This window comes from Pedobacter sp. L105 (assembly GCF_009765875.1).
Classification (GTDB): Bacteria; Bacteroidota; Bacteroidia; order Sphingobacteriales; family Sphingobacteriaceae; genus Pedobacter.
On record NZ_LMUP01000009.1, the window covers coordinates 427,704 to 443,593 of the forward strand.

A 15,890-nucleotide genomic window follows, 5' to 3' on the forward strand; every position below is an offset into this window, starting at 1 on the left:
AATAATTATTATGTTTGTACATATGAATAAGAATTTAGGAATTCTGGTGATTGCTTTGTGCCTTACTGCAGCTTCGGTTTTTGGGCAACAAAAAGTTATTTGGGAAATTGGCAAGGCAGATCATAGTAGTGCTGGCATGGCGTTGGCACCATCAGGGTATCTGCATTTTTTAGATCATGATTTTGGATGGGAAGACCGTTATTACCTGGTTGGATTTTCCACTGCTGAAAAGGACTGGCCTTACGTATTGCCAGGTCCCAAAGATGTATGGGGCGGTACAGGGCCAACTTCAGGAATCAGGTCACAGGTGCTAAACATTCTTTTCGGTATAACACGGCTTCCGGAAAAAGGGGATTGCAATTTTATTGTTGATATTTTAGGTTATCACGGCAATTTGCCGCCATTGCTAAAGGTGTTGATCAATGGAAAATCATTTATATTTCAGCTACCCCAGGGAAGGGTTAGCCGTGCAATTGAAAGCGATTTAAAGGATACAAAAACCTATCAGATCAATATCCCTGTTCCTCATAATTTATTACATCAGGGAGGCAATGAAATTCAGCTGACTTCACTTGATGGGGCCTGGCTGGTATTTGACCAGGTGAAACTGACCGGGCCGGAAGGTTTAAATCTAATTGTCCCTAAAAATATCTTTTTGAGAAGTGTTAAAGTTGCAGATTACGAAATACAACAGGATGGAAAACGTTTTCAGCCCCTGCTGGTAGCTATACAGCATTTAACAGGAAAACCAAAGTTAACTGTCAAACTGGATGGAAATATTGTTTTTACAAGCAATCCTGATTCAGCACGTTACGATTATGAAGTGCCTATGCCCGCTGTTACCCAGCGAAAGAAAAGCAAATATGAAGTTTTCTGCAATGGAATACTTCTTGAAAGCGGACAGGTGGAGCGTGCACCTCATAAAGTTGCGTCAGCTGTCGACTATGTAGATACAAAGCTGGGCGCTGCACATTCCCGATGGATGATTGCCCCGGGGCCATGGATGCCTTTCGGCCTGGTAAAATTGAGTCCTGATAACCAAAATTCCGGATGGATGGGAGGTTATGATCCTACTTTTGAAAGTATCGGTACTTTTAGCCATATTCATGAATGGACTATGGCAGGGTTAGGTATGATGCCTACCACCGGACCTTTGCAAACCAAAATTGGCGACGAGCGTAAAAAAGGTGGTGGCTACCGCTCACAAATTGATAAGTCAAGTGAGGAAAGCCCTTTAGGGTATTACAAAGTAATGCTCACCGATTACCATATTAAAGCAGAACTTACGGCCACCACACGATGCAGTTTTCAGCGTTACACCTATCCTAAGACGGAAAATGCCCGGGTGATGATCGATCTAAAAATTCCTGCAGAATATGATTATGACCTGAAGGAAGTAACGCTTAAAAAGGTAAGCGATTATCGTATCGAAGGATCCAGCAGGCAGTATACCCGCAACGCCTGGTCGGGAGGAGTAGATCAGAATTATACTGTCCATTTCGTGATTGAATTTGATCGCCCGATTAAAAAATTTGGTACCTGGATTAATCAAAAAGTGGGTAGTAAGGATATTCTTCAGGTAAAAGATCCCGGAAATGCGGGGGCTTATGTTGAGTTTGATACGAGGGAAAACCAGGTCATACAGGCGAGAACCGGAATATCACTGGTAAGCATAGAGAATGCAGGCCTGAATTTAGCTGAAGAAGTTACAAAACCTTATAACTGGAGTTTCAATGGGGTCCGCAATGGCCAGAAAGAAACATGGCAGAAATTGCTTGGGCGACTGGAGATCACCAGTAACGACCGCCGGGAAAAGATGAGGTTTTACAGTAATATGTTCAGGGCACTGGCCAGCCGCAATATCTGGAGTGATGTAGATGGACGATGGGTAGATGCCTCAAAAAGAATTCAGCAGCTTACAGATCCAAATTCTCTTGCTATGGGTGGTGATGCTTTCTGGAATACCTTTTGGAACCTCAACCAGTTCTGGAATCTGGCAACTCCAGAATGGTCGTCTAAATGGGTGAAATCAGAATTGGCAATGTATGATGCCAATGGGTGGCTGGCAAAAGGACCGGCAGGAATGAATTATATTCCGGTGATGGTTGCAGAGCATGAAATCCCCTTAATTGCAGGTGCATACCAAATGGGAATCCGTGATTTTGACGCAGAGAAAGCATTTACTGCTGTGGATAAAATGCAGACTACTCCGGCACAGAAAGTTGGAGAAGCAGGTTTTGCGGGAAATGAAGATCTGGAAGCTTATCTGAAATATAAATATGTTCCGTATGACAAGGGGCGGTTTTCGAATACACTGGAATATGCCTATGACGACTGGACGGTATCCCAATTTGCCAAATCACTGGGTAAAAATGATGCCTATCTGCACTACAAAGAAAGGTCTGGTTATTGGAAAAATATCATAGATAAAGAAACGGGTTATGCACGGTTAAAGAAATCTGATGGCAGTTGGTTTCCTGACTTTGATCCTTTTAAGTCTGGCGCCAACGAGCATTATGTAGAGGGAAATGCCTGGCAGCTTACTTATTATGTGCCGCAGGATATACCAGGACTTGCGGCGGCTATAGGACCGGATCGGTTTATAGATCGGCTTACCTGGGGATTTGGAGAAAGCTTCAAACTACGTTTTAATGCTCCTGGAGATCAGTATTGGGATTATCCGGTCATTCAGGGAAATGAACAGTCAATGCATTTTGCTTTTCTGTTCAACTGGGTTAAAAGGCCCTGGCTAACACAAAAGTGGAGCAGGGCTATTGTGGATCGTTTTTATGGTTATGATGTCTCCAATGCTTACCTGGGCGATGAAGATCAGGGGCAGATGAGCTCCTGGTTTATCATGAATGCACTTGGACTTTTTCAAACTGATGGCGGGGCCAGTGCAAATCCTATTTATGAAATAGGCAGTCCAATATTTCCTAAGGTCATCATCCATCTTAACAGGCAATATGGAAGGGGAGACACCTTCGTCATAGAGGCACATTATGTTTCAAGGGAGAATAAGTATATACAGCATGCCTTATTAAATGGAAAACCATTGGAATCGTTCTGGTTTCCTGCTCAGGAATTACTTAAAGGAGGAAAACTGGAGCTGGAAATGGGGGCTGAGCCAAATGAAAAATGGGGAATTGCTCATCCTCCAAAAGCGCAATAGTATCAGAAAGAATCACTAAATGATCGCCCTGTTGTTATATTCCAATTCTTGAACATAACAGCAGGGCATGCCGGGGTAACTAACTATTGAATTACCAGCTAAAGCTCTTTTTTAGATTTATATTGTCACTGATTTCCAGCACAGGCACATCATTCCGATAATTGACCTTAAATTCCCTGATCAATTTTACATTTCTAAAATCTATAAGGTTACCCTGAATTAGATAGTTTTCTATTTCTTGTTGCAGTTGTTCATGAGGTAAATAATAAGCTGTTATGGTAATAAAATCATTGAGGCTTAAATTTGCGCAGGGATCTGCCGATCTGATCTCCCTGTTTTTTTCTAATAAGGCTAAAAGTACATCCCTAATGGATTGATGTCCTTCGGAAGCCATACGAATCTTGTTATCCAGATAAAATGCAAAGATAAAACCTCTTCTATAAGGCAGTTTTTCATAGTCGTCATTTCTCCAGTAATTTGGTGCTATAGAGTCGTTCTTTGCCTCTCTTGCAGGGCTCGTATAGTGTTTAAGAAACATATCTGTGTTAAGATAATGCAGAAAGCCTGTTTGATCAATCATATCCGATTTAATTAAGTTCAAGAGCATTACGTAATCATTAAATCCCTCACCAAACCATTGGTGTTCAAAGCTGTTCTTTCCCAATACCATAGTTTGTCCTATCCAGTTATGGGCAGTTTCGTGGGCAATTATTTTTTTATTCCAGTCATCAAATTTCCCGGTATATTTCATCATAAACCCTGGCCCGCATCCAAATCCGCCGGCCATGGATTGATTGGTTGAAAACAAAGGCAGCGTACATATATAATAGTAAGGAGCATGGTCGTCCTGCCAGAAATCCCTGATATCCGGGAAATAAGATTTAAAGAATGGCATCAGCTCTGATGATAAATTATTCATAGTATCTCTTTTCGACGTAATAGAATAATAGGGAATACCATGTACGCTATATTTATTAATTAAAAGATCGGGCCCCATTACAAAAAGTACTTCTTCTTTTTTGCTCATAGTTATGATTTGTTTTTTCAATGGGCTGCTCTCCGGTTCGGTAGAAATAAAGTATGGAAAATGTTCAGGAAAAGAATCCCACTGGATGCTGAATGATGAAACTTTTTGTTCAGTGGGGTTCATCATAAAAAAGCAGCCTACCATATACATTGTTTTCTCAGTAATTACCGGTCGGAACAACTCATCGTATATCGCCCGTTTAGGATTGTTAACCAGTTGCCCGTTAATTTCATAGTTAATCCTTTTAGGTTCTACATCCGAGTGATAGATTGTTATTTGATGTTCCTGCGAATTGATTTTTAAGCTGTCCGAAGAATTGCAATTGATGTTTTGCACTATTTTAAAAATGTCAGTTTGCCCGCCAAATTCTGGCGAACCATAAATAAATACGGTGCTATCTTTATTTGCAGGGATGTAATCCAGGCTTACCTTTAAAGTGGATGATTGCCCATCCCAGCTGAGATGGTATTCCAGTTTATCTTTAGCCGGATAATTGGTCTTTTTTGTGCATATACTTGCAAAAGGCATACAAATCAATACACCTAAAGCTAAAAAGGCTTTGTTCATTATTTTTTTTGTTTAAGTACTTAATAGTTAGTGTGTTTATACTTTATGCTTACGTAAATTTACAACTTATAGGAGTGTAAATACTATTTATTTTAAATTTATAATTATGCCCTTTTGAATTAGAATTTGATGATATAATTATTGGATGTGCTGTAACTGACAGGAAATACTTAAGTAAACTCATGAAGCCTGTATAGTTACTTTAGGATTTTATACACTAGGTGTCTTCTACTAATCTCAGTATAAGACAGATCGTGTTAAGTTGCAGGCCGACATACCTTTCACATAGGTTTAACAGGGGTTTCACATAGGGTTGACATAGGTAGGGGGTATGTCAACCCTATGTGAACCTGGTGTGGATACCCTGCTAATTTTAACTTTGACTACAACTAAAATATATTGGTACATCTAGTGCTAAAGCATCTGTAATAAGCTAATCCTGCTTTTCTTTACAAACAATTCATCTATCACTATAATAGTTAACGATGGCAAAGCCGATTTCTATTTTACATTCGATTTATATGATAATAAATTGTAATTCAATTGATTTAATCCCGAACGGACCTTTATACCATGTTGAAATCAGGTTAATAAAATAGAACAATTATAAATTAGCTCAATCGTGTGACATTAATGAGACAATTCTTGGTAATTAGGTGTTACAAGTTCTATATTAGGGTATTCAAATAAATTATTATGCGGTTAAGAACAAGTGTTATTCTGTCGGTTTTAGTTCTCACAGTGATTATGATGAGTGCATTTATGCCTCCGCCAGAAAAAAAAGGTGGTAATCTGAAAATTCTTCCAAAGAATATCAGTCATGAAGACCTGCATAAGGTTATGGAGGGTTTTAATGTAGCACTTGGTGTAAAATGTAACTTTTGCCATGCTGCGAAAAAAGACGATCCTACACGTTTAGATTTCGATAGTGATGAAAAACCGGAAAAAGAAATGGCTAGAAATATGATGAAGATGACCAGCCGTATTAATAAAAAATATTTTCATGTCAATGTACCCTATGATGCCAAAGCAGTCCTTGCTGTAAATTGTGTTACATGTCACAATGGTAAAGCACACCCGGATAATTAGAAAATAATTGGTTATTATAAAAAAAGCAGGCTGTCCAAAGACCAAAGACAGTCTGCTTTTTTTTTGACATCTTATCAATTAATAAGATATTAATATCTTGTTTTTAACTGGTGTGCTTCATTGCAGCTTTTTATTTTAATATCAATACCGGTAGTAGTGAATTCAATGTAATTGCCTCTGTAATGCTGCTGTGAGTGAAATTGTAAAAGAAACTGTATTTTCCTGGAAGCGCTATCATGAGCTGCACTTCATTTTTTTTGGTAAATTCAAGTATTCCATGTACGATATTTGGATCTTCAGAGTAGTGAATTTTATAATGGTAACCTTCCATAAATTCTTTTAGTATATCCACATCTTCTTCATGGGCCAGGTGATCCAGATCCGGATCAACATTTAGTATATTGAGTTCAGGTTTTATCCATTTCAGTGGATCGGCCATATTTTTTAAACTATCAAGGCGCGAAAGAACTTTAAAATCGCAGGGAATCAGCGCCTTTTTAATCTGTTCGTACTTAAAAGTTGATGGAACGATCAGTGTGGGGATAGTGGTTGTTCTTACAATAGCTATCAGCTGCGCGCCAATATAACTTTGCGTTAATAGATTGTCACTGCCAACAATAAGAAGGTCTGGTTTCTCATCCTTGATAATTTGTCGTAAAGACCGGAGAAGTGACTGTTCGCTAATAGCTGTTTCTACCTTAATGGCTGACTTAGAATGGTCCTGAAGTTCTTTCCCAAGAGATTTCAATTGCTCTATAACAACTCGTCTTTCTTCATTGAGCTCTTCTGTGGTTTTTTGTATATAATCAGGCGAAGGCAATAACTCTGCATAAAAGTTAGTGTTAAAGCTTTTCAGAAGTATAATCCGGTCTACCTCTATATCTAAAGTCAAATTTGCAGCGTATTCAATGGCGTTTTTAGATGTTTCAGAGAAGTCTACGGGTATCAAAATAGTTTTCATAAGCATATGTTTATTTTAACGGTTATAGAGCTTGCTAAAGATTTCTGGCTGTTTATGAGACTAATCTTACGCAGGTTCATAGCTGCTTTATTAGGTTATAAGTAAAGCTACATAAAGAAAAACTAAAAACCTGACAGGAAAAACTTCCTCTGAACACCTCTATGTAATCTTTAAAAAAGAAGAGGATTTTTAATTGATCTCAAATAAAAAATGCGGCCGTAAGCCGCATCTTTTATTTGAGATCCCTATTTAAATTTTACTTTTTGGAGAGAGGTCAAAAGGAACAATCACTTTAAATGTGATATTCCTTCCCATATTAAAAATACCTGGCTGTACACCAGATTGTACATTGGCATTGTCAAAATACTTTAACCTGCTCATGTTCGACTGGTAATTTACATTTGTTAAGTTAGTGCCCTCTATGAATAAACTTAACCGGGTTGTACCGTTTTTGTCAGTTAAATTTCCTCCCAAGCCGGCGCTGACCAGGTTGTATCCGGCAGTATAAGTTTCTGTACCATAAGCAGAAAAATAGCGGTCTTGTGCATCATAGTGATCAAAACCAATAAATGCGTAAAGATTTTTCAATCTGCCAAACCCTCTGGTAAAGTTACCTCTCAATTCTGAATGCGTATGCAATGGTGGAATAAAGGGCAGGTATTTCAAGCTGTCGGGAACTGAACCACCTGTTCCCTTATTAATACCGTAAGTTAAACTAACAGAGTTTTGAAAGTGCAGCCACTTTAATGGATGTACATCTAAACTAACCTCGCCGCCGTAAATACGTGCTTTACTTTGTACATAGGTAAAAGTGTTATATCCCTGGGTAAGCAGCGGTGTTCCATTAGCATTTAGAACCTGCTCCTGGAAAATGTAATTGCTTAGATCGTTATTAAATACTTCTACGCTCGCAGAAACGCCAGGCAGTGTAAGGAACGCACCTATATCTTCCTGTAAACTAAATTCAGGCTTAAAATCTGCATTTCCTGTATGATAAATCTGAGACCCTGGATCAGCGCCATTAGCAGACAATTCTGCGATACTTGGTGCCCTAAAACCTCTTGCGATATTTCCTTTAATCAGGAATGCATCAGATATATTATAAGTAGCACCGGCACTACCGGAGAAACCTGAGAAGGTTTTTTTCAGCGGATCAAACTGCGAAACTACATTTGCGGCAGTAGTAGGGTTGCTACCGGTATAGAGTTTAGGATAGTTTGCTACAGCCGTATCGATGTAAGCAGCCTGTCCTGTAAAGGTACGAACGTCATATCTCGCACCTGCAGATATGTCGACCTTTCCGTAAGTTTTTTTAATGACAAAGAATGGGCCTATATCAAACTGGTGATAAGCTGGTATGGGAAAATCTGTACCTTCACCCAGCGTGTTCGACTGGTACATACCATTTACACCAAGTGAGGTTTCGTAGTTATCACCAAGGGTGAAATTGTACTTGGTATCATAAGTCCAGGTCTTTAAATTCAGGTTCAGGCCTGGTTCACTTTCATCGGTAGGGTGTGTAAATTCTCTCCTGTGACTGTATTGATAACCCAGGTTAACGATCAGGTTGCCGTTACCTACGATAAAATTACTGTTGCTATAGATACGGTATAACTGTACGCGCTGATACAGAGGTGTAATTTTGTAAGAATTTAATACTGATGAAGGAACAATTGGACGGCTTAGGTCGTCATCTGTAACCTGGCTGGTAAATTTACGGCTTACAGAATCGCGGCTTCCATCAGGAATCTCCTGTTTGTCATCAAATAAAGAGGCATTTAAATAAGAATATCCCCATGCTTTGTTTAGCCCGATCATTGCCTTGGCATCAGTTTCTTTATAACCTGTTCCATAAACACGGCCATCATGGTCATTCTGGTAATCTTTTGCTTCTTTAGAAGACAATACCGTTCCCCAAACCAGGCCATTCTGATTGCCCTGAAGCCTGAATGAACCGTTCATGAGGCCCTGGTTAGTACCATAAACTCCCTGTACTGATCCCAATATTTTTCCTTCCGGAACAGGAGATGGAGATATCAGGTTAACTACACCACCAATGGCATCAGAACCATAAGCCAAACTTGCGGGCCCTTTAATCACTTCTATGCGGTCAACTCCATTTTGGTCAACTTCAATACCGTGCTCATCTCCCCATTGCTGGCCCTCCTGACGAATTCCATCCACCATAGTTACTACCCTGTTATATCCTAATCCATGAATAAATGGTTTAGAAACGTTAGGGCCGGTTGTAACGGCGCTTACTCCCGGTACATTGGCAATGGCATCGATGATGTTTCCTGCGCCTGCACGTTCTTCAATAAACTTTTTATCAACTGCAACAATTGGAATAGGGCTTCTTTTTAATTCGGTAGCTTTAGTTACACCCGTAATGATAACCTCACCAGCTTCAATTGCTGAAGATTGTAGCTGAAGATCTAATACACTGGTCTTGGAAAGATCAACCTTTTCAGTGATCGTAGCATAACCTACATAACTTATCTGTATCAGGTAAATACCTTTTGGTACGTGTTTTAAAATATATTTACCCTGATTATTGGTCAGGGCGCCATTTCTTAAATCAGGAATGGATACCGTTACTCCAGGGATAGGGCGTCCGTCAGCTTTGTCCGTAATTGTTCCGCTTAACGTACCGGCGATTACTTCTTCTGCTATGGGAGATTTGGCTGAAGCATGAGCTGCCAGCAAAAAAAATGATAAAATATAGAGTATAAATAATTTTGATTTCATTGATAATTTATGAGGAATTTTTAAAAAATAACACAGCAATATAGACCAGTATAAGCAGCCCGAGGGTTGCAATTAGTGGTAAATAGTGTAAAAAAAAGTTATAGTTTAAAAAACGGGGGAGACCGGCCCGCTGAAAGTATCAGGGCTATTCCTTTATAATCGTAATGACGAATGAAATGTATAGTGCAAATAATAGGAAGAAGGATTGGTAGGGTATCTTCCAGAATCGCCATATGTATATGGTGCTTCATATCACATAAACTGCACTTTTGGCTAACAATCTGACTGGATGAGGTATGCTTTGAAATCGTATAGACTGCTACTTTCGAAGCGGAAGGATGATGATGCGAAAGAACAATATATTGGCCCAGTAAAAAACAAAACAGTATAAACCACGACGTACGGGAACGGGCAATAGAATTCCTCATGTAATAATTTACCCTTATCATTTGTTTAAATCGTCTGATTCGTTGATGCAGCAAAGATGCATTAAAAATGCAATAGTGTTGCACTAATGTTTGTAATATTATTTTTACAGAGAGAAAGTGTCCGGAAAGGGCTTAAGGGAGGTAGTTTTAACAGGTTGTTATGAATAATAACAACCTGTTATATATGTGTTAAGGCATAGAAACTTCAAGCGCATGCTGAAAGTCTGCTATCAGATCCTCAATATCTTCAATTCCTACAGATAGGCGGATCATTGAATCAGGAATCCCCATTTCAGCACGTCGGGCTGCTCCAAGTTCAAAAAATATGGTATGGGCCACAGGAATAGCCAGTGTTCTGGTATCACCAAGATTACTGGATTTAATAACCAGTTTCAGTTCGTTCAAAAAGGCGAAAGTGTCAACTCTGTCATTCAGTGCAAAACTCATTAATCCGCCATAGTTGCGAAACAGTTCGGAAGCACGGTCATGTTGCGGATGATCGATTAATCCCGGATAATATACTTTACTTACCAGAGGGTGGGCGTTCAGGAATTCTGATAGTGCTGTTGCATTATTGCAGGCACGTTCCAATCTTAAAGCTATAGTTTCCGAACCTACTGAAATACTATGCGCCGCTTCAGGGGAAAGCGTTCCTCCTCCGTCGCGAAGCCCTCTTTTCCTGATTTGTGTAATACCCAAAAGTGCAGGTTTGATCTGTTCACGTAATACAGGAGCGATATTAGGGAAAGTTACCCAGTTGAATAGTCCGGTATCAGTTACACTGCCTCCAAGAGCGTTACCGTGACCGCCAATATATTTTGTTAATGAATTGATCACCAGGCTTGCTTTTACTTTTTTAGGGCGGAACAAGTAAGGGGAAGTCATTGTATTATCCACAACATAAACTAAGTTGTTTTCTTCGCAGAATTTGCCAATTCCATCCAGATCAGCTATTTGTGTAGCAGGATTGGCTACCGTTTCTACAAATACCAATCTGGTATTTTCCTGCAAAAGGTCTTTGAAATTATTTACGTCGGTAGGATCTGCAAATGAAATTTCCAGGCCAAGATCAATAAAGGTCTGCATTACATTACGTGTGTTGCCAAACATGAAAGCGCTGGCAATAATATGATCACCCGCTTTCATTAGTGATGAGAGTGTAGCTGTAATCGCTGCCATACCAGTTGAAAATGCCACTGTTGCCATTCCCTGTTCCATCTGTGTTACCTTAACTTCTAATGCGGTAACAGTTGGATTTCCTTGTCTGGAATAGGCATAACCTTTTGCTTTATTTTGAAACACGTCTACCAGCCCTCTTACGTCGTCATATCCCCATGTTACTGCGGTATGTACAGGCTGATGCAAAGCTCCGAACTCTGGTTTTAAAAGACGGTCGGAGTGTAATATAGTGGTTGTAAATCCTTTTTGATCACTCATTCGGCTAAATTCTAAAAATTTAGGCAAACTTGCATCTTTTCTTTGAAATACAAAAGTCATTTATTGACAGGATACAATAATAATAAAAACTTTCTGGCTATAGTATATACCTGTTATATTTTTGTAGTTAATTTTAGATTAAACTAACTAGTGAAGTATATTATGAATTAAGTTAGAAGAATAATTTTAATTTATGGAATATAACAATACCAGGTTTATCGATCCTATGACGGATTTTGGCTTTAAACATATATTTGGAAAAGAAAAAAACAAAGATATTCTGATTGATTTTTTGAATCAGTTATTTAAGGGGGAAAAGGAAATTATTGATTTGGTTTACAGCCCTACAGAACACGGGGCAGATCAAAGGCAATTGAAAAAAGTTCTTTTTGACTTGCTCTGTACAGGTAAGAACGGTGAGCAGTTCATTATAGAAATGCAACGGGCAAAACAGCCTAATTTTAGAGATAGGGCAGTTTTTTATACTTCACGTTTAATTAATGAACAGCTGCCACGAGGAAGGGATCATTGGAATATCAAACTCAAAGAAGTTCATTTGATCGCTATACTCGAATTTTGTTTTGAAGATAGTGCCCATGACCAGTATCAACATAACGTCTCCTTAAATTATAAGGGGACAGGAGAAATCTTTTACGATAAATTGTTTTATAAGTTTATAGAATTATCTAAATTTGTAAGATATGAATGTGATTTAGAAACGGACTTGGATAAATGGCTATATCTTTTAAAACATATGGGTCATTTGGAAAAGATACCTGCTTCATTAAATCAGGGGATTTTTAAAAAGGTATTTAAGATAGCTGAAATAGCAAATTTAACAAAGGAGGAAAAAGAAATGTTTGATTTTGGAATAAAAGCAGAATGGGATTATCAAAATGCCATGGACTATGCAAAAGAAATCGCCACAGAAGAAGGGCTAAAACAAGGTTTGGAAAAGGGTTTGGAAAAGGGCTTTAAAAAAGGAGAGCTTAAAAAAGCCCTGGAAATTGCTGGCGAAATGAAAAAGAGCGATATGTCTATTCAGCAAATAGCAGATTATACTAAACTTTCTATTGCTGAAATAGAAAAGCTTTAATGATAATACCATTAATTAAGGTTACCTTGATGAAATATTGACAATCCGTCAAATATTTCATCAAGTCTTATTGGAAAAGATCTTTAATACCCTCATTGATAGTTTTATAGACAATAGAGTAGGCATAGCAGAAAATTTTCTAAGTGAAGCCCTGGCGGCCCACCTCAAAGAAAATTTAAAAGCATTATATAAAGAAAAACTGTTGCTGTCTGCGGGAACAGGAAACGACACTTTAGTTGTACATAACAAACTCGTAAGAAGCGATAAGATCTATTGGCTGGACAGAAGTCATCATAACATTTATGAAAATGATTTTTTTGACCTGATGGATCGTTTTGTAAGTTATTTAAACAAAACCTGTTACACAGGTATTACGGGATATGAATTTCACTATGCCTTATACGAAGAGGGAAGTTTTTATAAAAAACATATAGATCAGTTTGGAAATAATCCCAGCAGGCAATATTCAATGATTATGTATCTCAATGCCGACTGGATGGAAAATGACGGAGGAGAATTATGTATCCATCATTCGGATAATATCCAGAGCATAACACCCCTAAACGGCAAAAGTGTGTTTTTCAAAAGCAGTGAACTGGAACACGAAGTTATGCTCACCAATAAGCCGCGAATGAGTATCACAGGCTGGCTGAAAATAAATTAATCATCTGGTGAAGGGCTACTAAAAGGAAACTCCCTTTATATTCATGAACGTTTTGAAATTAGCAATTTATTGTTTAGTATTAGCTAATCAACTATTATCCTTAATTTTTTAAACCTCATGAAGAAGAGTTTAGCGCTGGCGTTTCTTTTTATTTATTTTATCCATCCTGGTTTTACCCAAAAAAAAGCAGGATCTGATGGTCCTCATTTGAGTATTTCCTGGGAACTTTCAGAAAACAATTATAAGGGTAAGGGAGAAATGCTCTCTCTACTCACCATTAGCAATAAAGGAACTAAGAAATTACCCGCTTCCGGATGGTCTATTTATTTCAATGGTGCTATCCCTCACAATGCGGATGCGGATACTTCCATGACCCTGGTGGAAATGGTAAATGGAGATTTTGTCAAATTACATCCTTTAACATCATTTAAAGGCATACCCGCAAATTCATCTTTAACCGTTAAACTGTTGTCCAGGGAGCTTAAAAATATAACTGATTTCCCAAAAGGTTTTTATATCGTATTTGATAATGACCCTTCGCAGGGAATAGCTATTCATTCGGAAAATAAATCTTTAATTGATGATGAAAAAAGGGACAAATTGCTGGCTGAAAAACAATACCGTCAGAATGTTGGGGTAAATGATCTTCCTGAAGGGCAGCTGATTCCTGTATTTCCAAGCCCCGCAAGTTATACCAGGACCTCAGGATTTTTCAACCTCAATGCACAGGTGAAAATAACAGGTGGCAACGACTTCGTTAAAGAAGCAGCTTACCTTTCGGAAGAGATAGCAAAAGCTACGGGGATTAAACCTCTGGTCACCAATAATAAGACAGGGAACCTGATTATGCTGCAAAAGAAGGAGCTTAAAGGCGATGAGGCTTATGAATTGAGCGTAAGCCCTGGCAAAATTGTGATCAGTGCTGCAGGAAATGCAGGGATTTTTTATGGCATACAGTCGCTCAAAGTTTTGCTTCCCGCAAACTCCTGGGGTAAAAAGCAGGCGTCAGTAAAAATTCCCGGACTGGAAATCAAAGACAACCCGCGTTATGCATACCGTGCGTTTATGATGGACCTGGCCCGTAACTTTCAACAAAAGAAGGAGATTATAAAAGTGATCGATCTGATATCGTTTTACAAAATTAACGTGTTACACCTTCATTTAAATGATGACGAAGGATGGAGAATTGAGATACCAGGACTGCCTGAATTGACATCTGTTGGCGGACAGCGTGGACACACCCTGGATGAAAAAAATAGTTTATACCCATCTTATGGATCTGGTCCTGAAGTGGGCAAAACATCCGGCAGTGGTTTTCTAAGTAAAGCCGACTATATTGAGATATTGAAATATGCTACTGTAAGGCATGTTAAAGTTATTCCTGAATTTGAAAGTCCGGGACATGCAAGGGCCGCTATCAAATCTATGAATGCAAGATATTCCAGGCTGATGGCCAGCGGAAAAACTGAAGACGCAAAAAAATATTTGCTGGTTGACTTAAATGATCAGTCGGTATACCGTTCTGTACAGGGCTGGAGCGATAATGTGATCAACCCGGCACTGCCTTCTGTCTATCAGTTTCTTCAAAAAGTAACAGATGAAGTAATTGCCATGTACAAAGAAGCGGGCGCTCCTTTACAAACGATACATTTTGGGGGAGATGAAGTTCCGGCAGGTGTTTGGGAAAAATCTCCTGCTGTAACGGCCTTACTTCAGCAAGACCCATCCATAAACGGGGTTGACGACCTTTGGTATTATTATTTTAATAAAGTAAATCTGATGCTTAAGCAGCGTGGCCTTTATTTGTCGGCCTGGGAAGAAACAGGACTTAAAAAGGCTACGGTAGATGGCAGAAAGAAAATGGTACTGGATACCCGTTTATCAAATGAAAATCTACATACAGAAGTATGGAACAATATTGGCGGCAATGAAGATCTGGCTTATAAACTGGCAAATGCCGGATACAAAGTTGTACTGACCAATGTGACAAATCTATATCTCGATCTGTCTTACAATGATAGTTATGCCGAACCAGGCCAGTACTGGGGAGGTCATGTGGATGTAGATAAACCTTTCAGTTTTATTCCGCTGGATTATTACAAGAACCAGAAAGAAAATGAACGGGGCCAGCCTCTGAGCATGGATTATTTTAAAGATAAAGAACGTTTAACAGAATTTGGAAAATCCAATATCGTTGGGATACAGGCCCCTTTATGGAGCGAAATCATCACTACTCCGGCAAGATTTGAATACCTGATGCTGCCAAAACTATTTGGTTTGGCAGAACGCAGCTGGGCGGCTGATCCTGCCTGGGCCACTGAACAGGATACGGTTAAAGCAGAAGAATTTTACCAGCAGTCCTGGTCTGACTTTGTTAACATATTGGGAAAAAGGGAACTTTCCAGGTTAAACCATTATGCTGGTGGTTTTGGCTATCGTATTCCTACCGTTGGTTTTATCACACAGGATGGCAGAGTGAAAGTAAATGTCCAGTATCCGGGTTTGATCATCCGCTATACCGAAGATGGTTCTGAGCCGACCGTAACCAGTAAGCTATATACAGCAGATCTTCCTGAGACAGCTAATCTTTCATTTAGGGTATTTAATAGTCTCGGTCGTGGAGGCAATACAGTGAAATACATTCGTAATTAGTCGATAAAATCATAAAAAAGTCCCGCTGGTCAAAAGGTCAGCGGGACTT

The 15,890-nt window shown here is 39.0% G+C and carries 9 protein-coding genes; 5 read left to right on the plus strand and 4 right to left on the minus strand.

Annotated features, from left to right (window positions below):
• Nucleotides 1-22 precede the first annotated feature (22 nt).
• Nucleotides 23-3,172 (plus strand): GH92 family glycosyl hydrolase, encoded by a 3,150-nt coding sequence (locus tag GSQ84_RS20225; protein ID WP_158799155.1) that lies wholly within the window; start codon nt 23-25, stop codon nt 3,170-3,172.
• 91 nt (nt 3,173-3,263) lie between these two features.
• Here GSQ84_RS20225 and GSQ84_RS20230 read toward each other — a convergent pair whose 3' ends face one another.
• Nucleotides 3,264-4,766 (minus strand): M1 family aminopeptidase, encoded by a 1,503-nt coding sequence (locus GSQ84_RS20230; RefSeq protein ID WP_158799156.1) that lies wholly within the window; start codon nt 4,764-4,766, stop codon nt 3,264-3,266.
• 696 nt (nt 4,767-5,462) lie between these two features.
• On the opposite strand from GSQ84_RS20230, the gene GSQ84_RS20235 reads away from it, so the two are divergent.
• Nucleotides 5,463-5,855, plus strand: coding sequence for a c-type cytochrome (locus tag GSQ84_RS20235; RefSeq protein ID WP_158799157.1), 393 nt, complete (start codon nt 5,463-5,465; stop codon nt 5,853-5,855).
• A 130-nt stretch (nt 5,856-5,985) separates the two neighbouring features.
• On the opposite strand, the gene GSQ84_RS20240 is transcribed toward GSQ84_RS20235, so the two are convergent.
• The 3 genes from GSQ84_RS20240 to GSQ84_RS20250 all read right to left on the minus strand — a co-directional run bounded on the left by GSQ84_RS20240 (nt 5,986) and on the right by GSQ84_RS20250 (nt 11,429).
• The gene (locus tag GSQ84_RS20240) at nt 5,986-6,816 is read right to left on the minus strand and encodes a universal stress protein (RefSeq protein WP_158799158.1); all 831 of its coding nucleotides are present in this window, start codon (nt 6,814-6,816) and stop codon (nt 5,986-5,988) included.
• 249 nt (nt 6,817-7,065) lie between these two features.
• The gene (locus GSQ84_RS20245; RefSeq protein WP_158799159.1) at nt 7,066-9,564 is read right to left on the minus strand and encodes a TonB-dependent receptor; all 2,499 of its coding nucleotides are present in this window, start codon (nt 9,562-9,564) and stop codon (nt 7,066-7,068) included.
• Between the two features lie 617 nt (nt 9,565-10,181).
• Complete coding sequence (locus GSQ84_RS20250) at nt 10,182-11,429, minus strand: cystathionine gamma-synthase family protein (RefSeq protein ID WP_158799160.1); 1,248 nt, start codon at nt 11,427-11,429, stop codon at nt 10,182-10,184.
• Nucleotides 11,430-11,622: 193 nt separating this feature from the next.
• Here GSQ84_RS20250 and GSQ84_RS20255 point away from each other — a divergent pair, with 193 nt between their 5' ends.
• The 3 genes from GSQ84_RS20255 (at nt 11,623) to GSQ84_RS20265 (ending at nt 15,841) form a co-directional block, all read left to right on the plus strand.
• The gene (locus GSQ84_RS20255) at nt 11,623-12,525 is read left to right on the plus strand and encodes an Rpn family recombination-promoting nuclease/putative transposase (RefSeq protein ID WP_158799161.1); all 903 of its coding nucleotides are present in this window, start codon (nt 11,623-11,625) and stop codon (nt 12,523-12,525) included.
• A gap of 70 nt (nt 12,526-12,595) precedes the next feature.
• Nucleotides 12,596-13,189: a 2OG-Fe(II) oxygenase gene (locus GSQ84_RS20260; protein ID WP_158799162.1), complete on the plus strand. Its 594-nt coding sequence runs from the start codon at nt 12,596-12,598 to the stop codon at nt 13,187-13,189.
• 117 nt (nt 13,190-13,306) lie between these two features.
• Nucleotides 13,307-15,841, plus strand: coding sequence for a family 20 glycosylhydrolase (locus tag GSQ84_RS20265; RefSeq protein WP_158799163.1), 2,535 nt, complete (start codon nt 13,307-13,309; stop codon nt 15,839-15,841).
• The last annotated feature ends 49 nt before the right edge of the window (nt 15,842-15,890 follow it).